Source organism: Arthrobacter sedimenti (genome assembly GCF_042652025.1).
GTDB classification, from domain to species: domain Bacteria; phylum Actinomycetota; class Actinomycetes; order Actinomycetales; family Micrococcaceae; genus Arthrobacter; species Arthrobacter sedimenti.
Genome location: NZ_JBHSDQ010000005.1, coordinates 219,097 through 243,232, shown reverse-complemented (window position 1 = coordinate 243,232; position 24,136 = coordinate 219,097). Strand labels below are relative to the sequence as shown.

The 24,136-nt window shown below is 64.7% G+C and carries 18 protein-coding genes; 13 read left to right on the top strand and 5 right to left on the bottom strand.

What is annotated here, in order from left to right:
* Positions 1-2,337 precede the first annotated feature (2,337 nt).
* The 5 genes from trxA to ACFO0G_RS13770 form a co-directional block, all read right to left on the bottom strand.
* On the bottom strand, positions 2,338-2,664 hold the full coding sequence (trxA, locus tag ACFO0G_RS13790) for a thioredoxin (RefSeq protein WP_376978269.1): 327 nt from the start codon (positions 2,662-2,664) through the stop codon (positions 2,338-2,340).
* Positions 2,665-2,698: 34 nt separating this feature from the next.
* Complete coding sequence (gene trxB / locus ACFO0G_RS13785; protein WP_286400606.1) at positions 2,699-3,655, bottom strand: thioredoxin-disulfide reductase; 957 nt, start codon at positions 3,653-3,655, stop codon at positions 2,699-2,701.
* Positions 3,656-3,882: 227 nt separating this feature from the next.
* A complete protein-coding gene (locus ACFO0G_RS13780) occupies positions 3,883-5,568 on the bottom strand; it encodes an ABC transporter substrate-binding protein (protein WP_286400604.1) in 1,686 nt (561 codons plus the stop codon).
* 163 nt (positions 5,569-5,731) lie between these two features.
* The gene (murJ, locus tag ACFO0G_RS13775; RefSeq protein ID WP_286400602.1) at positions 5,732-7,864 is read right to left on the bottom strand and encodes a murein biosynthesis integral membrane protein MurJ; all 2,133 of its coding nucleotides are present in this window, start codon (positions 7,862-7,864) and stop codon (positions 5,732-5,734) included.
* A gap of 60 nt (positions 7,865-7,924) precedes the next feature.
* Positions 7,925-8,425, bottom strand: a complete 501-nt coding sequence (locus ACFO0G_RS13770) for an NUDIX hydrolase (protein ID WP_159629410.1) — start codon at positions 8,423-8,425, stop codon at positions 7,925-7,927.
* 208 nt (positions 8,426-8,633) lie between these two features.
* On the opposite strand from ACFO0G_RS13770, the gene ACFO0G_RS13765 reads away from it, so the two are divergent.
* The 13 genes from ACFO0G_RS13765 to ACFO0G_RS13705 all read left to right on the top strand — a co-directional run bounded on the left by ACFO0G_RS13765 (position 8,634) and on the right by ACFO0G_RS13705 (position 23,930).
* Positions 8,634-10,142 (top strand): CCA tRNA nucleotidyltransferase, encoded by a 1,509-nt coding sequence (locus ACFO0G_RS13765; RefSeq protein WP_286400600.1) that lies wholly within the window; start codon positions 8,634-8,636, stop codon positions 10,140-10,142.
* Complete coding sequence (locus ACFO0G_RS13760) at positions 10,139-10,723, top strand: histidine phosphatase family protein (RefSeq protein WP_142132017.1); 585 nt, start codon at positions 10,139-10,141, stop codon at positions 10,721-10,723. Before ACFO0G_RS13765 ends, ACFO0G_RS13760 begins: the two co-directional genes overlap by 4 nt.
* A 155-nt stretch (positions 10,724-10,878) precedes the next feature.
* The gene (locus ACFO0G_RS13755; RefSeq protein ID WP_376978266.1) at positions 10,879-11,013 is read left to right on the top strand and encodes a hypothetical protein; all 135 of its coding nucleotides are present in this window, start codon (positions 10,879-10,881) and stop codon (positions 11,011-11,013) included.
* Positions 11,014-11,364: 351 nt separating this feature from the next.
* Positions 11,365-11,496 carry a hypothetical protein gene (locus ACFO0G_RS13750; RefSeq protein WP_286400596.1) on the top strand — a complete coding sequence of 44 codons (132 nt, stop codon included), beginning with the start codon at positions 11,365-11,367 and terminating at the stop codon, positions 11,494-11,496.
* A 64-nt stretch (positions 11,497-11,560) separates the two neighbouring features.
* A complete protein-coding gene (locus tag ACFO0G_RS13745; protein ID WP_376978264.1) occupies positions 11,561-13,024 on the top strand; it encodes a glycosyltransferase family 87 protein in 1,464 nt (487 codons plus the stop codon).
* A 12-nt stretch (positions 13,025-13,036) separates the two neighbouring features.
* Entirely contained in the window at positions 13,037-14,503 is a 1,467-nt protein-coding gene (locus ACFO0G_RS13740; RefSeq protein WP_376978262.1) for a phytoene desaturase family protein, read from the top strand.
* Positions 14,504-14,581: 78 nt separating this feature from the next.
* Entirely contained in the window at positions 14,582-16,570 is a 1,989-nt protein-coding gene (locus ACFO0G_RS13735; RefSeq protein ID WP_376978260.1) for a penicillin-binding transpeptidase domain-containing protein, read from the top strand.
* A 25-nt stretch (positions 16,571-16,595) separates the two neighbouring features.
* Complete coding sequence (locus ACFO0G_RS13730; RefSeq protein WP_376978258.1) at positions 16,596-18,278, top strand: ABC-F family ATP-binding cassette domain-containing protein; 1,683 nt, start codon at positions 16,596-16,598, stop codon at positions 18,276-18,278.
* Between the two features lie 62 nt (positions 18,279-18,340).
* Entirely contained in the window at positions 18,341-19,114 is a 774-nt protein-coding gene (locus ACFO0G_RS13725; protein WP_376978256.1) for a DeoR/GlpR family DNA-binding transcription regulator, read from the top strand.
* Positions 19,111-20,412, top strand: coding sequence for an MFS transporter (locus ACFO0G_RS13720; RefSeq protein WP_376978254.1), 1,302 nt, complete (start codon positions 19,111-19,113; stop codon positions 20,410-20,412). The genes ACFO0G_RS13725 and ACFO0G_RS13720 overlap by 4 nt, the downstream gene beginning before the upstream one ends.
* 22 nt (positions 20,413-20,434) lie before the next feature.
* A complete protein-coding gene (locus tag ACFO0G_RS13715; protein ID WP_376978252.1) occupies positions 20,435-21,931 on the top strand; it encodes a bifunctional phosphatase PAP2/diacylglycerol kinase family protein in 1,497 nt (498 codons plus the stop codon).
* Positions 21,932-22,113: 182 nt separating this feature from the next.
* Positions 22,114-23,037, top strand: a complete 924-nt coding sequence (locus ACFO0G_RS13710) for an ABC transporter ATP-binding protein (RefSeq protein ID WP_376978250.1) — start codon at positions 22,114-22,116, stop codon at positions 23,035-23,037.
* Entirely contained in the window at positions 23,037-23,930 is an 894-nt protein-coding gene (locus tag ACFO0G_RS13705) for an ABC transporter permease (protein WP_376978248.1), read from the top strand. The genes ACFO0G_RS13710 and ACFO0G_RS13705 overlap by 1 nt, the downstream gene beginning before the upstream one ends.
* The last annotated feature ends 206 nt before the right edge of the window (positions 23,931-24,136 follow it).

Below are 24,136 nucleotides of genomic sequence, written 5' to 3'. Positions count from 1 at the left end.
AGGCTCATGTACTGCTCGTCCTGGACGGTCCCGTTCTGCGGGAGCACGATCCCTATTAGGCTTGAGCTACACTTCTGGCACCTTGATATGGGATCCTCGAACCCTTGGGGCCTATGTTTCGCCCCTCCAAGCATCCAGTGGATAACGCTGTGGATAACGCTGTGAATATCTTTGTGGATTCCGGCCACGGCCGGCCCCTTCACGGCAGGCTGCAGCAGCGTCACACTGAGGCCATGGTCTTGGTGACCAATATCGTCATCTGCGCGCACATGGCAAGAGTATTAGTGTTTCACGTGAAACCCGCCTTTAGCGGCGGGAGCGAGGGCTGCAGCATCGATATGCACATACTTTCGGTTGGTAAGTCATCCTGCCTGGTGCGCTTATGGTCAGGGCGCCACCTGTTAGGGACGGCGACCCAGGCCTAAGTGCTTACCTCCAGGGAGGCGGCGGCCAGCAAGTCGCGTGCAACCAACAAGTAAGTCGAAAGATGGCCGCCGCTTTCGGCTGTGGATAATGTTGTGGAAACCCGAGCGTAGGTCTGTGGATAACCGTGGGGACAAGTTCGCTCGGCGGATGAGTTGTTCCGTCCTCTTGGCGGTCATGTCCCTCACGCCTACTGTATGCGGTGCTGGTGACAGGACGGACGGCCGGCTTGATTGCAGGCGCCTGGCTAACTGCCTTGCCTGCACACGAGTCGACCTTGCCTGTTGCCTCACTTGCGTACCTGGTACGGGTGGAAGTGGAAACCCCGGGCGGAGGCCATGCTGGGTGCTAACAGTCGTCGTTGCGGTCACACTCGCACTTCCGAATGGCCCCGTTGCAGGTGCCTACCGGTGTTCTGCTCAAACCAGGGATCGAGTGCGACAGGATGTCTGCCGCGCAAGGTGCAGCGCGTGCTGCGGACCGAAGATTATGGCATGTCCCCGGGAATTCCACGGAATCGCTCCCCGGCCGTGGGGTCTCTGCAATTCACGAACCCAGCCCTAGGCACCGCAGCGTCTTACCCGCAGGGGGCATGCTGTCCTGTTTTCGGCGTACGACCTCGGATGGCCGCTTCTGTGTTTCACGTGAAACATGGCTGGTTCGTGAAGCAGCTGTTTCACGTGAAACGTCGCGATCCTCAGTTTCCTCTTGTTGTGGAAATTTCATGCCTTCGCCCGCATCGCCATGCTTAGGACCCAACAGCGCGATTTAGGTGTCGTATGCTCGGTGCTTTCAGTGTGCCCCGCGACAGGGCTGGCCTTACGCCGGAGATTCTAGGAGAGCGGTGCGTCAGCACGGCTGCCCGCTGCCAAATCTGGTCCGCCGGGTCGATTTGCGGTCATAAAGGCGGTGACCACTAGGCGGCTGTACGTCGGACTCCAATAGCGCTGCAGCACGTAGGCCGTAAAACGATCACTTGTGAGCCCGCCCGGCCGCTTTGTGCTGCACATTTCCAGCGCGGAGGGAGGCGGATCCTCCAGCGACCGTTACGGGACCTCTCGCGCCTTACTTCACGCTACGTCGTGCAATCGGGCAGCGTGGCTTTGGAGGGTACGTTCGTCGATTGATGGAGTGGGAGCAGCGTTGGGCAGGACTGGTAACGCGTACGGGAAGACGAGGAAAATCTGGTGCCGCGGGACAAGCACATCAAGCGCTACGCACGGAGCCGCCACCCCGGTGCATAGCCAGCAGGAACCTCGGTCTGGACGCATTAGGAGCAGCAGGCCGTACAGCACGTCCACTTATTCACGGTGCTTGGAGCTTCAACGATTCGTTGATTTGAAGCGTATGCCTTGTATTGCGCAGGTCTGGCTCCTACAGGCCGATATCTGCTGCGACTTTGTCGCCTAGCGCCACGGCGTATAGCGCAATAGCTTTATACGGAGAAGGATGGCCGCCTTTGGCTCCGTTTCACGTGAAACAAATTGGTCGCTCGGGTTATGTGAAGGGTGCATGCCCCTACTAGCGTGGCCCAGGCAATTAGTCCGTGCCAATGCCTTTCAGATGCCGCCCATCTGAACTGGGTGACTCCAAAGTCCGATAACAGCCGTTCCCACACAAATCCAGGCGCTTCTCTAGGTTCGATCCGACGACGAACCTGAATGTGCAAGAGCTGTTCCACTAAAAAGTAGGCCTCGGTTCTGGAATTCCCTTCGCACCCTCACCCACACAAGGCATGTTTCACGTGAAACAGACATCCAGCAGCTGCCCGCCCACTAGTGACAGCCCATTATGCCTAGCAGTGCACAGGAGGCACGGATTTGAGCATAGAACCCACACATGAAAAAGAGCGGCCACCGCCTCCAGGCAGTGGCCGCTCTTCTACTGGCCCACGTTCAGCATGGGCGCTTGAGCTTAGGACAGAACGTCGGAGAATTCCTTCTCGAAGAACTGCTTGGGCTTGGCACCGATAACGGTGCTCTTTACCTCACCGCCCTGGAAGAGGTAGACGGCAGGGATCGAGGTGATTCCGTACTCAGCGGCAATAGCAGGATTGTCGTCAACGTTTACTTTGACGACGTCTACCTTTTCGCTGTACTCGATAGAGATCTCGTCCAGGATGGGGCCCAGCTTGCGGCAGGGGCCGCACCATTCGGCCCAGAAATCTACGATTACCGGCTTATCGGCCGACAAAACGTCAGTGCTGAAACTTGCGTCAGTTACATCTTTAGCGTTGCTCATAACCTATCTTTCTCTTCGGACTACAGTGCGCTGATTATGCGGGCAGATCTGTCAGGTAGTGCTCAACATCAATTGCTGCCACGCAACCGGAACCTGAGGCGGTGATGGCCTGGCGGTAGGTGGGGTCAACGACGTCACCGGCAGCAAACACGCCGGAAAGGCTTGTCTTGGAGCTACGACCCTCCACCGCTATGGTTCCCTCGGGGGTCAGGGCGAGGACGTTCTTGACGAGTTCGGTCCGTGGGTCGTTGCCAATGGCTACGAAAACACCTGTAACATCGAGCTCCGACTCTGTCCCGTCGAGAAGGTTTTTCAGCCGAAGACCGGTGACTTTCTCAGTTCCCAGCACATCATCAACAGTGGTGTTCCAAATGAAACGGATCTTTTCGTTGGCCAGCGCGCGGTCGGCCATGATCTTGGAAGCCTTGAGCGTGTCCCTACGGTGGACAACCGTTACTGACTTCGCAAACTTTGTGAGGAACAGGGCCTCTTCCATGGCTGAGTCTCCACCGCCAATGACGGCGATGTCCTGATCCTTGAAAAAGAAACCATCGCAGGTTGCACACCAGCTAACTCCGTGGCCGGAGAGCCGCTTTTCATTCGGGAGCCCCAGCTCGCGGTACGCGGATCCGGTGGAGAGGATGACAGCCTTCGCCTTGAAGGTCTCCCCCGTGGCGATGGTGACCGTCTTGATCGGTCCCTCCAGCTCCAGCGCGGTTACATCCTCGAACTGGATCTCCGTCCCAAAGCGGGCGGCCTGCTTCTCGAAGTTCTCCATCAGGTCCGGCCCCATGATCCCCTCGGGGAATCCGGGATAGTTCTCCACGTCCGTGGTGTTCATCAGCTCGCCGCCGGCAGTCACGGACCCGGCCAACAGCAGCGGCTTGAGGTCCGCCCTGGCGGTATAAACGGCTGCCGTATAGCCTGCCGGGCCCGAGCCCACAATGATGACGTCGCGAACATCCGACGCCGTCTTATCTTCGATGGTCACTGGACCGTGAACCTCTTCCTTGTTCGACTCGCCTCCCCGTGGAGGCCGGCCACATGGCACAACTGTGTCCGGGTGCTGAATATTCCAGCGCCCAAGCAAGGCAAACCGCCGGCAGGATGAAAGACGAGCGATCGCAGGCAGGGCGCGTTTCCCAAACTACATTCCCGCCTGGGCTCAGTCGCTCCAGACAGTAACATGCATAGTCGTGAAGCCCCCGGGCCTCCGCCCTACTGGACCTTGATCTCAGCCAGCCGGAGGCCGTAGCCGTAACGGGTCTTGGGAGCCGCAAGCTTGGGCAGTGAGTTGATGGACACAATCACGTACTGTGCCTGCACCGGCTCCGGCAGGGGCATGTTCAGGTCAGTGGAAGTGAAGCTATTGGTTCCAACCAGCTTGGCACCGTCCGTGGTGGGCCGGTCATTGGTGTAAACGCTGATGTTGCCACCCGATCCCCCAAGCTGGGAGAGCGTGATGGAAGAGACGGTGGATTGGCTCTTCAGCTTCACCACGAGGGGAACACCCTGCGGGGCCAGGCCACCCCAGTTCTCCGTGGCGAACTCCATGTCAGACCAGTAGCTTGCGGCATTGCCGTCGTACGCCTTGATCAAGTCGCCGTCGAACGTGGCGGCAAAGTCGAAGTTACCCTGCCGGCTGACACTCTCGATAACCGGCGCAACAACCGGAGGTTTCGAGGGGGCTGCCTGCGTTGCCGGGGCGGACGGCTGCGGCGCGGTGGTGCTCGCTGCGGGTGCGGCCGTCGGCTGGGCCTGCGGTTCAGAGGTGAAGAGGCTGCCCAGGTTGGTGACGGCAAAAATCAGGCCGGCAATCAGAACCACGGCCAGCAGGCCCCCAACCAGCCAGCGCATGGAACGGGGCTGGTTTTGGGATTCATCCCTGTCATCGTCGTAGTCGTCCCGGTCAGTGAAGGAGACTCCCGCAGCAGCCGGAGACGCCGCGCGGGCGAACAAGGCAGACTTGCTCTTGACCGGCCGCGTTTCGTGCTCGGCTAACTCGGCTTCCTCGTAGCGGTCTTGGTCCCCCGCCTGTGTGTAATCGTCCTCGGACCACAGGGAAACCTTCGGCTTGCGCTGCTCGGCCGCGGGCTGCGCCTGGGTGCTGCCGGCGGCCGCCGTATCGTTCGGGCCCGTGTCTGCCTCCGCGGAGGCTGCGCGTCCGGATGGGGAAGGGGCACGGTTGGCTACCGGCTGGGCAGCAGTGGCATCGGGGTCTACCCGGGAGGCTCCCGTCCCTGCCTTTGAAGCACCAGCACCTGAAGCAGCAGCACCGGTAGCGGCGGCAGCACCGGCGACTCCCGCAGCTGCACCCGCAGCAGCTCCGGCACCGCGGTGGCCATTGGGGGCGGGCTGCTGAGACGCCGGCTGCTGAGAACCAGGCTGTTGCGCGGCGGGGCGAACGGCAGGCCGGGGCGGTACAGCGGGAGCGGCACGGTACGGATCAACCTGGCTGGGGTGCGAATCACCGTAGTTGATGTAGCCGGCCTCGACGTGGTCTTCCTCGTCGTACGGCTCGGGCTCGTGGGACCGCGGCTGGCCAAAGATTTCACTGCCCAGGGTGTCCGTGAAGAAGGGTTCAATGTAGGGCGGGTTCGGGGTGACCACCAGGTCCAGCAGGTCAGCGGCAGAGGTGTGGTTGGTGATCAGGTAGGTGGCGTCCTCGGTGACGCCCAGGTCCAGGACCTGCACGGTGCCGGGGCGTTCACCGGTGGCCACTTCCCGGGCGCTCTGGGCAACCTGTTCCGTGTTCTCCGGCCCGGCAACCAGGATGCTGACCGGGCGGTTGAGGACCTGGTCCACACCGTCCAGCACCAGATCGTGGTCATGCGAGGCCAACACTGTGGCGGTGACCTTGTAGCGGCCGCCCAGTACTGATCCGACATCGATCGGGTTGGACACGTGTTCCTCCTAGACTGTCCGGGATCGCCGGCCTCGATGACGCAACCGCCGTTCAGGCGCCGCGCACGGCCAACCCTGAATGCAACTACCCCTGTACCTGTTCGATCCTAGCCGATCCGCCCCGGACGACCGCGGAGAAGACGGGCGCCGGGCCACACCCGGGTCACTTTTTACGCTTGCGCCGGCTGCTGAAGTACGGGTTCTCGCCGGCTTTGCCCTGATAGGTCCGGCGGCCGGGGAGCGGAACCTGTTCGCTGAGCAGGCCCCCACGGGCAGTGCTTGGCTGGTCCTCGCCCGGCAGGTAGCCTCCTTCGGCACCCTGCCGGGCGCCGCCGTCGTACGTTTCCTGCCGGCGTGAGCCCCGCTGCGGATCCGGGCCCGCACGGAAGGAGACGGCGTCGAATTCGCCGGAGATCCGTGGGATGAGGCCGGTGTCCACGGAGGTGGTGGCCCGTTCAGGACGGTGCCCGGAGGAACCTTCAGCAGGGGCGGACGACGGCGCGTGCCCGGCTTCCGGAGCAGGCGTTTGGCCGCCGCGGCCAAGCCGCCCCAGCAGAGGCCTGAGCATGTCGCTGAGCTCGGAGACGCGGAACAGCCGCAGCAGCAGGAAGTAGACGGCCAGCATGACGGGTCCTGCCACCGCGACCGTCACCAGTGCCTGGAGGCGGCCGCTCCACGCGAAACCGTCAGGGTTGTAGCTGCCCATCAGCCACAGGGCGCCAGCACCGGCGATGGCCGAGCCCAGGGCCGCGTACCCCATTCGGATGTAGGAGTTGGCGATCCGCGGCCCGTCGAGGCTGCCCAGCATGCGCCGCAGGAAGAACGCGCTGATGACCACGGAGAGGATGTTGCCCACCATATAAAGGACGGCGATGGCGTAGATGATCCGGCCGACGGGCAGGAATTGAATGGCGAACGCACCGGCCACGTACACCACCGCGAGGAGCAGCTGCACGTAGAAGGGCGTGCGGGCGTCTTCATTGGCGTAGAAGACGCGGGACATCATGAAGTTGGCGCTCATGAACGGGGTGCTGAGGGCCAGGATGGTGAGCGTCTGGGCCAGCATGACGCCGTCCTGGCGCAGGCCGCCCGAAAAGAACATGCCCAGCGGACCGGCCAGGGCGAACAGTGCCAGGGCGCCGAAAACGGTGGCCACGGCCATGGTTCGCAGGCCGTGCGAGAGGGCGTCGCGCAGCTCCGCGCGGTTGCCGTCCTGCGACGCCCGGGTCATCCGGTTGAACAGCACGGTGGCCAGGGACAGCGCGATAATCGAGTGCGGCAGCAGGTACAGCTGGCTGGCAACCTCAAGGACCGCGTTGCCGGGAAGGGTGGAGGCGGACGGGTCCCCCGCCTCCTGCAGCCGGATGCGTTCCGCGCCGGGGATAGTGGCGATGCGCATGACGTACAGGAAGGCGAGCTGCCCGACGGCGGCCGTCAGGAGCGTCCAGATACTCAGCCGGGCAGCGTGGCCCAGTCCCACGCCCCGCCACCCGAACCGGGGACGAAGTCCGAGCTTGAGCCGGAAGACCGGAATCAGCAGTATGGCGGTTTGGGACAGCACGCCGATGGTGGAGAACCCTGCCACCAGGAGGGTTTCCGTGGCACCCCAGTTGTCGATGGTGTGGCGGCTGAACTCGTTGGTGCCGAAGATCCAGATGAACATTCCCAGGCCGGCAATCGCCACCAGGTTGTTCAGGATTGGTGCCCACATGGCAGGGCCGAACGCGCCGTTGGCGTTCAGCACCTGGGTGAGCAGGGCATAAAGGCCGTAGAAGAAGATCTGCGGGAGGCACCAGAACGCGAACGTGACCGCCAGGGCTTTTTGCTGGGGCGAGTAGCCCTGGGTGGTCAGCTCGATCACCGCGGGAGCCGCCAGGGTGACCAGCGCCGTCAGGCCGAACAGGAGCAGGACAGCCAGCGTCAGCAGCCGGCTGATGTAATCCGCTCCCCTGTCCGGAGCCTTGCTGGCCTTGATGATCTGCGGGACCAGCACGGCATTGAACACGCCGCCGGCCACCAGCAGGAAGATCAGGTTGGGCAGGTTGTTGGCGTTGATGAACGTGTCATTGACCGTTGATCCAAGTCCCAGCGCCGTACCCAGCATCCAGGTCTTGCCGAAGCCCAGGAAGCGCGACACCAGCGTGCCGGCAGCCATGATGGCACTGGAGCGCGTCTCGCTGACGCCCGCTGCTGCGGGCTGGGAGATGTCCGGCGCCGCCGGCTCGGGGGGCACGCCATCGGGTGCCGCATCATCGGGCCGGCCGGACCGGTCGGAAGGAAAGTTGGTAGCTGACATCGACTTCATCGTCTCACCCGCGGGCACTTAACACCGCAATGACGACGGCGGCGTCCGGGCTTAGAGGTGTCCCGGCAGGACTTCGCGGGCGAGGTCGGCGATGCGGCGTTCGTTGGGGAAGGACAGCTTCCGTGCCAGCTCCTGAATGGGCACCCAGGCCACGTCCACGGCTTCCTGGTCCGGATCGTTCTCGATGGTGAGCTCGCCGCCGGTGGCGCGCAGGAGATAGTGGTGCACGGTCTTGTGCACCCGGTGCCCGCTGACGGTGAACCAATAGTCGATGCTGCCCAGGGGGGCCAGGATGATGCCCTCGATCCCGGTTTCCTCGGCAATTTCCCGGACCGCGGCCTCTTCGTTGTTTTCCTTGCCCTCCGGATGGCCCTTGGGCAGGCACCACTCGAGCCGGCCACCCCGGTTAAGGCGGGCGATGATCGCCACCCTCAGTTCGGCGTCGGACGTGTCCACCACGACGCCGCCGGCGGAGACTTCCTCCACCGTGGGCAAGGACGCCGGCGCCGATTGCTGGGCAGGGGCAACGTGCGCCCCGATTGCCGACGGCAACGGTGCGTTTGTCCTCCTGCCTGGAGCGCTCGGTACTGGATGGGCCATGGAGTCCACTCTAACGACTGTTGCCCTCCGGTGATGACCGGAACATGACACCAACATGGACGGGATATGACGTACTTTCTGCCAGGGAACGCCAACCAGCGCGGATCCGGATGCTTTTTTGGACTGCCGCGGCGCTGGTTTCTGCCAAGCTTAAGGAACTATGTCGCACGCACATCACAAGATTGATACCCACACTGTCGACTTCAAGGTGGATCCGGTGGTCCTGGAGCTCGGGCAGCGCTTCGTGGACGCCGGCCACGAATTGTCCCTTGTGGGGGGTCCCGTGCGCGACCTGTTCCTTGGCCGGACCTCCCCCGACCTGGACTTCACCACCGACGCCACGCCCGACCAGACCGTGGCACTGATCAAGAAGTGGGCCGACAACTTCTGGGAGATCGGCAAGGCCTTCGGCACCATCGGCATGCGCAAGGCCGGTTTCCAGATCGAGATCACCACCTACCGTGCGGAGGCCTACGATCCCGACTCCCGCAAGCCCGTGGTGGCGTTCGGCTCCTCCCTGACCGATGACCTGCTGCGCCGCGACTTCACCATCAACGCCATGGCGCTGAAACTGCCCTCCATGGAACTGGTGGATCCCTTCGGCGGCGTACGCGACCTGCACGCCTCCCTGCTGGCCACGCCCGGTTCTCCGGAGGCATCCTTTTCCGATGACCCCCTGCGAATGATGCGGGCCGCCCGGTTCGCTGCCCAGTTGGGCGTCTCCGTCCGGGACGACGTCCGGGAGGCCATGGCCAACATGGCGGACCGGATCAAGATCATTTCCGCCGAGCGGGTGCGCGACGAACTGGTGAAGATGGTGTGCGGCGCACGGCCGCGGACAGGCATCGACCTCCTGGTGGACACGGGGCTGGCGGAGCATGTGCTGCCTGAGGTCTCCGCCCTCCGCCTCGAATCCGACGAGCACCACCGACACAAGGACGTCTACCAGCACTCCCTCCAGGTCCTGGAGCAGGCTGCCGCGCTTGAAACCGACGCGGAGGGCCCCGTGCCCGGCCCGGACTTCGTGCTGCGCTTTGCTGCATTAATGCACGACGTCGGCAAGCCGGCTACGCGACGCTTCGAACCGGGCGGCGCGGTGAGCTTCCGGCACCACGACATGGTGGGTGCCAAGCTCACCACCAAAAGGATGAAAGCCCTCCGGTTCGACAACGACACCACCAAGGCCGTGGCACGGCTGGTGGAGCTCCACATGCGCTTCTACGGCTACGGTGACGCCGGCTGGAGCGACTCGGCCGTCCGGCGCTACGTCACCGACGCTGGTCCACTGCTGGAACGGCTGCACCGGCTGACCCGCTCCGACGTCACCACCCGCAACCAGCGCAAGGCCGACCGGCTGTCCTTCGCCTATGACGATCTTGAGTCCCGGATCGCCACGCTCCGCAAACAGGAATCCCTGGACGCCGTGCGCCCGGACCTGGACGGAGCCGCGATCATGGCCCTGCTGGGGCTCAAGCCAGGACCCGTGGTGGGACGGGCCTACAAATTCCTCCTTAATGAGCGGATGGAGCACGGACCGCTGCCCACGGAGGAAGCGGAGGCGCGCCTGCTCCGCTGGTGGGCCGAACAGCCTGAATCCGCACCTGCCGGGCCCGGGGCAGAAGCCTCTCCGGCCGTCGTCGAACCTTCACCCGTTGAGGAGCCCAAGTGACCAATTCCGCCTTTGCCCCACGCCCCCAGCTCTGGATCCTCCGCCATGGTGAGACTGAATGGTCCAAGAGCGGGCAGTACACAGGCCTGACCGACCTTCCCCTGACGGTGGAAGGCGAGCAGCAGGCCGTGGAGGCCCGCAAGGTGCTGGACGGCGTCGACTTTGACCTGGTGCTTACCTCTCCGCTGCGGCGGGCCCGGCGGACGGCCGAACTGGCCGGCTTCCCTGACGCCAGGCACGAACCGCTCGCCGTTGAATGGAACTACGGCGACTATGAGGGCATCAGCTCGGACCTGATCCGCAAGGACAACCCCGATTACCTGATCTGGACGCACGGCGTGCCCAACGGAGAAACGCTGGACGAGGTGGCCGCGCGTGCGGACAAGATCATCGGCCGGATCCTGGAATCCGGGATGGACAACGTGCTGATCGTGGCACACGGGCATTTCTCCCGGATCCTCACCGCGCGCTGGCTGGAATTGCCGCCTACCGAAGGCCGGCACTTTATCCTGGGCACCGCCAAGGTCTGCACTTTGGGATGGGATAAAAAGACGCCCGCTATTGTGCGGTGGGGCCTGTAAATCCCCGTTTTCATTAGTTTCTGATCTTTTCCGGGAAATTGCTGGCATTTTGCTGATTCCTGCGGTAGCTTTATTTCTGACCCCACGGTGATCTGCCCGGGTCGCAGACCGCATCGCACCCTACGCAGCGGACAGCAGAAAAGGAGGTTGGGAAAATGATGACTTTGACTGGCGAATGGAATGCCCCCATCAATGCGTTCCCGGCCTTTGCTGATGACGCATGCGTAGCTTCGGTCAACTCCGGTTCCCTCCGCCCGGCAGCCTTCGCGGGCTTGCTGCGGCGCCGCTAACCGCACCTGCATCGGCGTCCCGGCCGGGATCCCTTTCCGAGGTTTCGGCCATATCACCTGGCCTGCCTGGAACGCTGCGCTTCTTCACTGACTTCCCGGAACAGCTTCCGGCTTAGCCCCTGCTCTTTCGTCGAATAAGCCCTGCTCAGAGAGCTTTGCATTCGGCTTTGTGCAGTTCTACGGCTTCTCCGCAGTCAGGTATACCGTAAATTGCGTTTTTCTGCGCAATTTTCATTAATTCCCTTTTGTGGAATATCTGCGCCCTTATTCCCGAGATTTATCGTGCGAAAGGTCGGCGCTAATTCGCCATGCCCTTTTGCACCCGATGAGCAATGAAAGGAGGTGGTTCCCTTGATGCGAGTGATCATGGGACTCCTGTCCCGCCCACTGCAGCGCCGCAGTTCCTTCAACAGCGCCCTGCTGGAGCAGCACCGGAATGATGTTTTCGTGCTTATGCACCAGCAGTTGGGCGGCCTGCGCTGACAGCCGGCCCCGATCCTGCCGGACACTGATCTCCTGGGACGGGGCCGGCTGTAAGCTCGATGCCATGCACGAGACCCAGCCGCCGGAGGAAGCACGACGGCCCCGAATCGTGGTGCCCAGCCGCAGTGATGACCTGCTGCGGAATTTCACGGAGGTACTCGGCGGTCCGCTGGGATCCAGGACCGACCCCGGGGTGGTCTCCCCCGGCATCTTCACCGTGGAGCGGGTGCTGGTGGTCCTTACGGCACTGGCCGCCTTGGTGGGGATCCTGCTGAAGGGATACTGCAGGGTCAACGGCTGGGAGACGCCCACGCAGTTCTACGCCACCTGCTACTCGGACTTCCCCGAGCTGTTCCGCAACCGTGGCCTGGCAGCGGGGATCTTCCCCGTCCTGGGCAGCGGCAGCCAGTTCGAATACCCCGTGCTCATAGGACTCATTGCAGGGGTCACGGCGTGGCTGGTACCCGGCGGAGACCCCAATGCCATGGCTCTGGCCTACTTTGACATCAACGCCGTGCTGCTGGCGGCGGTGGCTATGGTCACCGTGGTGGTGGTTGCCCGCATGCCCGGCCGCCGGCCCTGGGACGCGGCCATGGTGGCCCTGGCCCCGGGGATCGTGCTGGCCGGCACCATCAACTGGGATCTTTGGGCCGCCTGCCTGCTTGCCGTGGGCATGTACTTTTTCGCCCGGATGCGGCTTGTCCTTGCAGGGGTGCTGATCGGCCTGGCCACCGCTACCAAGCTGTATCCGGTGCTGGTACTCGGAGCCATCCTGCTGCTCGCTATCCGGTCGGGCAGATGGCGGCCGCTGCTGGTGACCGGCGGCAGTGCAGCCGTCACGTGGCTGTTGGTCAATCTGCCGTTCGCGGCGGTAAACCCCTCCGGCTGGGCCTATTTCTTCCAGTACAGCGCCGATCGTGGCGCCGGCTACAGCTCAGCCTGGTTCGCCTACAACCTGGTGGCGGGCAGGCTGGGCTGGTCCGGGCTGGGCGCCGACGGCGTCAGTGTCCTGTCCGCCGGGTTCTTTGTGCTGGCCTGCGCCGGGATTGCCGCTGTAGCCCTTGCCGCGCCCCGCCGTCCCCGCCTGGCCCAGTTGGCGTTCCTGATCGTCGCGGCCTTCATCCTCACCAGCAAGGTTTACTCACCGCAGTACGTGGTGTGGTTGATTCCGCTCCTGGCCCTGGCCCGGCCGCGGTGGCGCGACTTCCTGGTGTGGCAGGGCATCGAAGCCCTCCATTGGGCCGCGATCTGGATGTACCTTGGACAAGTGACCAGCGCAGGGCCCTCCCAACACAACCTGGACATGCCGTACTACGTCCTCGCCGTTGCTGCGCACATGGCCGCAGTGGCGTACCTCATGGCACGCGTCACCTGGGACATCTACAACCCCACATATGACCCCATCCGCCGGCACCACCTCGATGACCCGCACGGCGGACCCTTCGCGGACGCACCGGACCGGTTCCGGTGGCGCATCCCACGCCGCACTCCTTCACCCCTCCCGTCCCAAGCTTCGCCCTCACGTTGAAAGCAAGGTCCCATGGTTGATGTTGCGGTAGTTGGCTCCGGCCCGAACGGGCTCTCGGCAGCAGCGGTCATGGCACGTGCCGGGCTGTCGGTGGAGGTCTTCGAGGCCGGACCAAAGATCGGCGGAGGCACGCGGACCACCGAGTTGATGCAGCCCGGCCACTTCCATGACGTCTGCTCCGCGGTGCATCCGATGGCCGTTGCTTCACCCTTCTTCCGCGCCTTCGAGCTGCCCCGGAGGGTGGACCTGATTACGCCGGACGTGTCTTTCGGGTCTCCGCTGGAGGGTGGCCGCGCGGCTTTGGCCTACAGGTCCCTGGACAAGACCGCGGAGGCACTTGGGCAGGATGGTCCGGCGTACCGGAGGCTCATGGAACCGTTGGTCCGCCATATTGATGACGTCATGGAGTTCACCCAGAATCAGCTCCTCCGAATCCCCCGGAACCCGCTGGTGGCCGGCATTTACGGGCTGCGGACCCTGGAACAGGGAACCGGGCTGTGGAACCTTCGGTTCAGAGAAGAGCTTGCCCCGGCACTGCTCAGCGGGGTGGCCGCGCACGCCATTTCGCACCTGCCCTCCCTGGCCGCGTCCGGGGCCGGCCTCATGCTTGGCGCCCTGGGGCATGCAGGTGGATGGCCCATCCCGCGCGGCGGTTCTGCCTCGATAGCGGCAGCACTCGCTGATGACATCCGCGCCCATGGAGGCGTGATCCACACCGGGACAGCGATAGACCGGCTGGAACAGCTTCCTGCCACCCGGGCCACCCTGCTGGATGTGGCGCCCCGGGGACTTCTGGACATGGCAGGGGAATCACTCCCGGGCCACTACCGGCGGGCATTGGAGCGTTTCCGCTACGGCAACGGCTCCTGCAAGGTTGACTTCATCCTGTCCGGGCCGGTGCCGTGGCAGGCCAGTGGCCTGTCCGAATCCGGTACTGTCCACGTGGGCGGCACGCGGGCTGAGCTGGCGCGATCGGAAAACGAGGTCAGCGCCGGACGCCACCCTGAACGGCCCTACGTGCTCGTGGCCCAGCCGTCCCGTTTCGACCCGAGCCGGGCCCCTGCAGGCCGGCACACCCTCTGGACCTATTGCCACGTGCCCTCCGGCTCGACAAAGGACATGACCAACCAAATCGTGTCCCAGCTGGAACGGTTCGCTCCGGGCTTCCGCGACCTGGTGGTGGAATCGCACGTCATCACCGCGGCGGAGCTGGCTGAGTACAACCGCAACTACATCGGGGGTGATTTCAGTGCCGGCATCATGGACGTCCGGGGGCTCATCCAGAAGCCCGTGGTCTCCCCCGTCCCGTGGCGGACGCCGCTGCTGGGCGTCTACCTTTGCTCGTCCTCAACCCCGCCGGGGCCTGGGGTTACGGGCATGCCGGGGATGCATGCCGCAAAGCACGCCCTTAAGGATGTCTTCAAGCTGCCGGTTCCGGACCTGGGGCTCGCCCAGGCCCAAAGGCTTGCCGGAGCGTGATTGGGCCGGGCGGTTGTTACGCCATGCCCTTCATCAGCGGTGGCGCTGCAGGCCGGCGGCCCGGGGGATAATGGCGCGATGGGGAAATCAACAAAACTTTCGCTTGCCGTAGCTGCGCTCATTCTCGGAACCTCGCTGGTGGCCTGCGATGACGGAAAGTCCGGGGCGGAAGCCGCCGTTCAACAACTGGCCAGCGCGGTCTCGGCCCTGGATGTAGGGGCCGTGGCCTTTGAGGGCAAGGACGCTGCAGCGGCCAACGACCAGCTCCACCAGGTCTTCGCGGCCCTGGATCCGCAAAAGCCGCAGGTCCAGGCAGGCGGGCTCACGCTCGACGGCGACAAGGCAACCGCCCCTCTGAATTACACCTGGAAGTTCGGCGACGCCGAGTGGAAGTACACCGTTGGGGCGAGCTTCAAGAAGTCCGGCGATAAGTGGCTCACCGTTTGGGACCCTGCCCTGCTGGCACCCGGTCTGGCGGACAGCGAGATCGTGACCAAGGGCTCCCAGACGCCCAAGCGCGCGGACATCCTGGGTGCCGGTGACGTGCCGCTGGTGACCTACCGTCCCGTGGTGAACGTTGGCATCGACAAGCCCCAACTTGGCGGTGCGGACCCAGCCGATTCCGCCGGTAAGCTGGCCGCGCTTGTGGGCGTGGATCCTGCCGCCTACGTGCAGCAGGTCAAGGCCGCCGGTGAACAGGCCTTCGTTTCCGCGATCACCCTGCGGGAAGAGGGCCGGACCATCTCCGACCAGCAGATCCAGGCCATCCCGGGTGCACGTGGCATCCCGGCATCGATCCCGCTGGCCCCCAGCCGCACGTTTGCCCGTGCCGTGCTGGGCTCGGTGGGTGAAGCCTCCGCAGAGCAGATTGAAGCCTCGGAAGGCAAGCTGGCTGCAGGCGACGTCACCGGCATCGGCGGTCTCCAGCAGCAGTACGATGAACAGCTCCGCGGCTCAGACGCCGTCGTCATCCGCGCGCAGCGGGCCGACCTGACCCGCGAGCAGATACAGTCGGCCGGCACCGACCCCCGCCGCGTCCTCTTCCAGGTGGAGCCCAAGCCTGGGACACCACTGAAAACCACCCTCGACCCCCGGCTGCAGGCGCTGGCGGAGAGCACGTTGGAGGGGGTCAAACCGGCATCGGCAATAGTGGCGCTGCGTCCCTCAACGGGTGCCGTCCTCGCAGCTGCCTCCGGGCCGGGCAGCAACGGCTACAACACCGCCATGCTGGGACAGTACGCGCCGGGTTCTATCTTCAAGATGGTGGATTCCCTGGCAATGTTCCGCAACGGCATGACGCCGGATTCCACCGTCCAGTGCACTCCCACGCTCAACGTTGAAGGACGGACCTTCAAGAATTCCGAAGGCTACCCCGAAACCTCGCTGGGTGCTGTCACCCTGCGGGACGCTTTTGCGCACTCCTGCAACACGGCCTTCATTTCCCAGCGAGACTCTGTGACCCAGGGCCAGCTTGAAGCCGCCGCCACGTCCATGGGCGTTGCGGTGGAGGCGCCAAGACTTGGCGCCGAAGCCTTCCTGGGCTCCGTGCCCGGCCAGGCCCAGGGCACCGAACACGCCGCCTCAATGATCGGCCAGGGCAAGGTGCTGCTGTCCCCGCTGGCCGCGGCAATCATGGCCGGGTCGGTCGCCAAGGGCGCCCCCGTTTCGGTGCAGCTGGTCCTTAACCCCGACGCCGGTGCCCCCGCTGCTGGAACGACGGCAGGGTCCACCGCGCCGGCAGCCGAACCGACGGCAACAGCCATGGCCGAGGCGCCGTCCACGGCATCGGACAAACCCATCACGGCAGCGGAGGCGGCATCGCTCGCAGACATGATGCGCGCCGTCGTCACCTCCGGCCACGCCGGGTTCCTCTCCAGCGTGCCGGGCGCACCGGTGGGAGCCAAGACCGGAACCGCCGAATTCGGCACCGAGAACCCGCCAAAGACCCATGCCTGGATCGTGGCCGTGCATGGAGACCTGGCCGTGGCCGTGTTCGTGGAGGACGGCGGCCTGGGTGCCACCACCTCCGGCCCGCTGCTGAAGCAGTTCCTCACCGCCGCCGGCTAGGGAGGGGCATGGGAGGATTGACGGTGTGGCCCATATTGACGTCTCCGGCATCGACTACTTCCTCTCCGACGGCACCCAGCTCCTGAACGGGGTGACCTTCAAGGTTCCGGACGGCACCAAGACCGCCCTGATTGGCCCCAACGGCACCGGCAAGACCACGCTGTTCCGGATCATTGCCGGGGACCTCGTTCCGGACGAGGGCGTGGTGGGCCGCTCCGGGACCATGGGCATCATGCGCCAGTTCGTTGGCCAGGTGCGGGACGGCTCCACCGTCCGGGACCTCCTGGTGTCCGCCGCTCCCCCTGCCCTTGCGGCCGCTGCCCGCGAGGTTGATGAGGCCGAGCTGGCCATGATGGAGCACGACGACGAACCCACCCAGATGCGGTACGCGCAGGCCATCGTGGATTGGGGCGACGCCGGCGGCTACGACGCCGAAACCGTCTGGGACGAGGTCTGCATGGCCGCGCTGGGACTGCCCTTTGACCGTGCGCAGCACCGCCCGGCGTCGACCCTTTCCGGCGGTGAGCAGAAGCGGTTGGTGCTGGAGGCACTCTTTGCCGGCCCGGATGACCTCCTGCTCCTGGACGAGCCGGACAACTACCTGGACGTCCCGGGTAAGCGCTGGCTCGAGGAAAAGCTGAACGAGTCGAAGAAGACGGTGTTCTTTATCAGCCACGACCGCGAGCTGCTGAACAACGCGGCCGGCCGCATCGTCACCCTGGAACCGGGAATCAACGGCGCCGCGGCATGGATCCACGGCGGCGGCTTCGGTTCCTACGTCGAGGCCCGCGCAGACCGGAATGCCCGCTTCGAGGAGCTCCGCAAGCGCTGGGACGAGGAGCACATCAAGCTCAAGGAACTCGTCAACATGTACAAGAACAAGGCCGCCTTCCGCTCCGACATGGCCAACCGCTACCACGCCGCCCAGACCCGGCTGGCCAAGTTCCTCGAAGTTGGACCGCCGGAAGCCCTCCCTATCGAGCAGAACGTCCAGATGCGGCTCAAGGGCGGGCGGACCGCCAAGCGCGCCATCGTGGCGGAGCGGCTGGAACTGACCGGCCTGATGAAGCCGTTCTCCACGGAAGTGTGGTTTGGCGACCGCGTGGGCGTCCTGGGCTCCAACGGTTCCGGCAAGTCCCACTTCCTGCGACTGCTGGCCACCGGCGGCACGGATCCCGAACGCGAGCACCTGCCCGTCTCCGATGTGCAGATCGCGGAAGTGCCGCATGAAGGGACGGTGAAGCTCGGTGCCCGGATCCGGCCCGGCTTCTTCGCACAGACCCATGTCCGGCCCGACCTCCTGGGCAAGACCCTGCTGGAGATCCTGCACCGCGGCGACGAGCACCGGTCCGGGCTGGGCCGCGAAGCCGCCGCCGGGGCCCTGGACGGATACGGCCTGGCGGGGCAGTCGGAGCAGAAGTACGAGTCCCTCTCCGGCGGCCAGCAGGCACGGTTCCAGATCCTGCTCCTGCAGCTCAGCGGTGCCACCCTGCTCCTGCTGGACGAGCCCACGGACAACCTGGACCTGCACTCTGCCGAGGCCCTGGAACGCGCCATCGACCACTTCGAGGGAACCGTCCTGGCGGTCACGCACGACCGCTGGTTCGCGCGGACCTTCGACCGGTTCCTGGTGTTCGGATCGGACGGAAAAGTGTATGAGTCAGTGGAGCCGGTATGGGACGAACAAAGGGTTGACCGCGTCCGCTGAGCGGCAACTCGCGGCTTTGATCATGCACTGATCAAATGATCAGATGCTGTTAGCATTTGATCATGAAGACGGACGACCGGCATCGGACCATTGCCGAAATCCTCCGGCAGCAGTCAGAAGTGAGCGTTGAACAGCTGATGCTGGCTTGCGGTGCCTCGGGCGCCACCATCCGCCGCGATCTGGAGATCCTGGCCGGCCACGGGGTCCTCCGCAGGGTCCACGGCGGTGCCAGGAGCCTCATCGGCCAGGGCCAGAACCCCGGCTACGGGCAGCGCGAGCTGGAGGACCGGGACGCCAAGACCCGCATAGCGGCTGCTGTGGCGGGCCTGCTGGCCGAGCGGGAACACGTGTGGCTGGACAGCGGAAGCACGGCAACAGAGGTGGCGCGCGCGGTGGCAGGCCGGGAACTGACCCTGATGCCCATGTCCCTGCAGGCCCTCAATGCGGCAACCGCAGGTGAGGGAGGTTCCGGCACCCGGCCTGCACTGTTGCTGCCGGGCGGGAGCGTAGTGCCCGGCGAACTATGTTTCCGCGGGCCCCTTGCCGAATCCAATATCCGGTCCCTCCGATTTGATACCGCCGTGGTGACGCCCTGCGCAGTGGACTTCAAAGACGGCCTGCTCGCCCACGACCTGGACGATGCAGCAGTCAAGAAAGCTGGGCTGGAATCTGCAGCACGGGTGGTGGTGGCGGCCTCGGCGGCAAAGTGGCAGGCCAGCGCGAGGGTGCTCGTGGCCAGCCTGGACCGCGTGGACATCATCGTCACGGACCGGCAATTTGGTGTACAGGACAAGGCAGAACTCGAAAAATACTCTGTGGAAGTAGTGAGCGTATGAGCACCAACACCGGTATGGAACAGCAGGCAGGACTGAAAGCCGCCGCCGCGGCCACGTTCGTGGTCTTCGGCATCAACGGGCTTGTCTTTGCCAGTTGGGCGGCCAGGATTCCCGCCGTGACCCAGACGCTGCAGATCACGTCCGGCCAAATGGGCACCCTGCTGCTGTGCACGGCCATCGGCTCCCTGCTCGCGCTGCCCACCGCCGGACTGGTGGTGGGCCGGATCGGTACCGCCAACACCGTGCGCTTTGCGGGCCTGCTGGCAGCGGCGGCAGGCGTGGGCATCGCGATGTCCCTTTCAGCCACCTCCATTCCCGGAACGGCGGTGTCGCTCTTCTTCTTCGGCATCGGCATCGGGCTGTGGGACGTGGCGCAGAATATTGAAGGGGCCGACGTGGAGCACAAGCTCCGGCGGACCATCATGCCGCAGTTCCATGCGGCCTTCAGCGGTGGAGCATTCGTGGGTGCCCTCGTGGGCGCCGGGCTGTCCACCCTGGGTGTGGATCTTCCGCTGCATCTCCTGGTGATCGCCGCCGTGGTGGTCGTGGTGGCCCTGGTGGTGCCACGCTATTTCCTCCCCCACCTGGTAACAGCCACCGTGGAGGGGGCACCGAAGCCTGCCAAGGGGCCGTCCGCCTGGCGCAACAGCAGAACACTGTTGATCGGTGTTGTGGTCCTGGGCGCCACGCTGACGGAGGGGGCCGGAAACGACTGGATCGCCAAGGCATCCGTGGACGGTCTCGCCACCTCCGAATCCACCGGCGCCCTCATGTTCGCTCTGTTCGTCCTGGCGATGACGGCCATGCGTTTCCTGGGCGGCCGCGTCATCGACAAATACGGACGGGTTGCCGTGCTGCGGGCCAGCATGGCGGCAGCCGCTGCGGGCCTGGGACTATTTGTGTTGGCATCAAACATCTGGCTGGCAGGAATTGGTGCGGCCCTCTGGGGTGTGGGCGCCGCCCTCGCCTTCCCAATGGGGATGTCCGCGGCATCCGACGATCCGAAACACTCAGCGGCGCGCGTTTCCGTTGTATCCACTTTGGGGTATATATCGTTCCTGGCCGGACCGCCGCTGCTTGGCTATCTCGGGGACCTGACAGGGATCCACACCGCGCTGCTCGCAATCATGGCACCCATACTGGTGGCACTCCTGCTCGCCGGAGCGGCCAAGCCATTGCCGGTGGACAATTTGGACGCGGGCCAGGAGCCGCATGTGGAGGACCATACGCAGGATTCGATGATCCGGAACTCCACCACCACCAATTCGAGTGCACAGGAGTCCACCAAGCAGGAGTAACCCCTGGGGTTAGGGTAATCACATGCAAAGCAGCAGGCCAAGGGGCCGGACCTGGATCAGCCGCCTGGATAGATACCTCTTAAGGCATGTCTCCAACCTGCCGGGTGGCAACCACGATGTCTTCTTCCGGCGGCTTTCGGCCTCCGCAAACCAGGGCAAGCTCTGGATTGGGACGGCTGCGGTGATGGCGCTCTTCCCGGGCAAGACCAGGAGGGCTGCGCTGCACGGCCTGATCGCCCAGGGGGTGGCCTCGGCTGTGACCAACATGGTGTTCAAGACGCTGCTCCCCCGGACCCGTCCGCTTCCTGAACATCTGCCGGTCTTCCGCTTCGTACACCCGCAGCCCACCAGTTCCTCCATGCCGTCCGGCCATTCGGCATCCGCCGTAGCGTTCGCCGTGGGAGTGGGTTTGGTCCGCCCCGCCCTGGGCGCGGCACTGGCACCCGCTGCTTTGGGTGTGGCCTACTCGAGGGTGCACACCGGCGCGCACTGGCCCTCCGACGTCCTGTTCGGTTCGGCCCTCGGTGCCGGTGCTGCCCTGGTAACGCGCCACTGGTGGCCGGTCCGCCCGCCCATTCCGCAGACCACCCGGGCATGGACCAATGCGCCCCAACTGCCTGGCGGTGAAGGCCTGAGCATCGTGGTCAATACCTTGGGTGGCTCCTTTAAGGAGGAGACTGCGGGTGCTTTGCAGGAAGTATTTCCCAAAGCGCATATAAATACCGTGCAGCCTGATGAGGACCTGCTGCAGCGAATCGCCGCCACCGCTGATTTCCCTGGTACCCGCGCCCTGGGTGTGTGGGGCGGGGACGGCACGGTGGGCGCAGCGGCCGCGGCCGCCGTCGAACGCTCTTTGCCCTTGCTGGTCCTCCCCGGCGGAACCCTGAACCATTTTGCCCGGGACGCGGGGACGGGGAGCCTGAAGGACGCGGTGCGGGCTGCGAGCAACGGTGAGGCCGCGTTGGCAGACATCGGAGTGGTCACCGCGGAGCGGGGCCTCGCCGGGAACCCGGAGGTATCCGAGGTGGCGATGCTGAACACGTCCAGCATTGGTCTCTACCCGAACTTTGTCCGGCGACGGGAGCACCTGCAGCCTGCGCTCGGAAAACCGCTCGCGGGCGTCGCTGCCATGTTCAGAACCTTTGCGGCGGGTACGCCCACCACGATCACGGTGGACGGGAAGCGGCACAAGGTGTGGATCGCCTACCTGGGCCGGGGCCGCTACTACCCCCGCGACCATGCACCCCTGATCCGGCCTGTAATGGACGACGGCGTGCTGGATGTCCGGTTGATCACCGCCGATGAGTCCTTTGCCAGGCTGCGCTTGCTCTGGTCCGTGCTCACGGGCACTGTGGCAAGCTCCCGGATCACCCATCTGCGGGAGGCAACGCAAGTCAGGATCGATGCTGACGGCACACCCATGGCTCTGGCAGTGGACGGGGAGGCCCTGGCCGGAGTACGCCACGTGGCCTACCGGGTCCGGCCAAAAGCCCTGACCTACTACTCACCGCGGTCCTGAGCAGGCGGCTGTCCTGGCCAAAGCGGACCCCGCCCAGACCAAGAGGGCGTGGGGAGGACCCTGATTCTCCCCTGAATCATCCCTGACTTGGGGCGATAAGCTGCCCGCACCTCGGTAGCGTGGGGCATGAACACCCACCGAAAACCGTCCGCAGCCGCGCGCTGCCGTCCAAAGGATGATTCATGATCGAGGCAAACGGGCTGACCAAGGTCTACGGCGCCAAAACCGCCGTGGCCGGTGTCAGTTTCACCGTTAAGGCAGGGCAAGTCACCGGCTTTTTGGGACCCAACGGGGCAGGAAAGTCCACCACCATGCGGATGATCATGGGGCTGGACCGGCCAACGTCCGGATCTGTCACGGTGAACGGCCTGCCATACGTCCGGCACAAGGCGCCGCTGCGGCAGGTGGGTGCCCTGCTTGACGCCAAAGCGGTCCATACCAGCCGCAGCGCCTACAACCACCTGCTGGCCATGGCGGCCACGCACAGCATCCCCAAAGCCCGGGTTCACGAGGTGATCGAAATGACCGGGCTGGAGGCCGTGGCCCGCAAGAAGGCCGGCGGTTTCTCGCTGGGCATGGGCCAGCGGCTGGGTATCGCGGCCGCCCTGCTGGGGGACCCGCAGACCCTCATCCTGGACGAACCGGTCAACGGCCTGGACCCTGAGGGTGTGGTGTGGGTGCGGAACCTGGTGCGGTACCTCGCCGGGCAGGGGCGCACGGTCTTCCTTTCGAGCCACCTGATGAGCGAGATGGCGCAGACGGCAGACCACCTGATCGTCATTGGCCGCGGCCGGGTGATTGCCGACGCCCCCATCAAGGACATCATCACCGGAAAGGGGCAGTCACGGGTCCGCGTCCGCAGCGACCAACCGGACCGGCTCCATCAACTGCTCACCCAACGGGGCGCCTCCATTGACATGCCGGAACGGGAACTGCTCGAAGTAACGGGCCTGGAGCCGAAAACCATCGCGGCAGCCGCGCTGGAAAACCAGGTCATGGTCTATGAACTCACGCCCCTCGTTGCCAGCCTCGAGGAGGCATACATGGAACTGACCAAGGACGACGTCGAATACCACTCCCTGCCCGCTGCGGAGGTCAGCAAGTAATGAGTTCCACAACCACTGAATCCATGTCCTCCCGCGAACCGGCGCCGTCCCCCGCCGGACCAGCCTCCCGCAACGCCGGACGGTCCCTTCCCGGCCCCACCTTTTTCCGGGTCCTCCACTCGGAGATCATCAAATTCCGCAGCCTCCTCTCCACGCTGATCCTGCTCGCCTCCACGGCGGTGGTCATGGTTGGATTTGGCGCGCTGTCCGCGTGGGGAACAGGCCAGCTCACCAACGCCGCCACCCGGGATCCGCAGGCAGCCGCGAGAATGGCATCCCAGGGCGGAGACCTCGCCATCAGCGCCCCCACGTCCGGGATCGCCTTCGCACAACTGATCCTGGGGTCCCTGGGTGTGCTCCTGATGAGTTCGGAGTTCACCACGGGCATGGCCCGGTCCACCTTCGCAGCCGTGCCGAAGCGGATCCCCGCATTCGCCGCCAAGCTGGTGGTGGTGATGGTGACGTCCTTCGTGGTCACTGCCGTGTCCACATGGGTGGCCGGCCTGGTGGCCGTGCCCATCCTGGACAACTACGGCTTGAAACTGGACCTGGGCAGTTCCCAGTCGGTGAAGCTCCTCCTGGTCAACAGCATCTATGTGGCAGCCGTCGCCGCCATCGGCATGGCCCTGGGCACACTGCTTCGGAACTCCGCAGGCGGCATCATGAGCCTGGTGGGCATCTTCTTCGTGGCGCCTCTTGCCTTCCAGCTCATCCCCGGGGACTTCTTCAAGGAAGCCCGAAAGTACCTGCCCGGCAACACGGTTGAGCCGCTCACGGCTGTCCAGCACGTTCCGGACACCCTTGAGGCGTGGCAGGCCGGGCTGGTCCTCGGCGCCTGGGTGGTGGTTCCCGTCCTGCTGGCTGCCGTCCTGCTGAAACGCCGGGACGTATAGGCCGCGGCTTCTGTTCCGGCCGCGCGCCCACGCGGGCGCGTGGTTTCCGGCACATGACAAATATGCCTGACAGGAAACTTTTCTTGCTTCTGATGGTTCCTGCTTGGAGGCCCGTCCTGTTGGCTGGAGTCAGATCTGTTGGACTGCACAAAGCAGGGCGGATAATGGCGGACCTAGGGTGAAACGACGATGTGGTGCATCACACG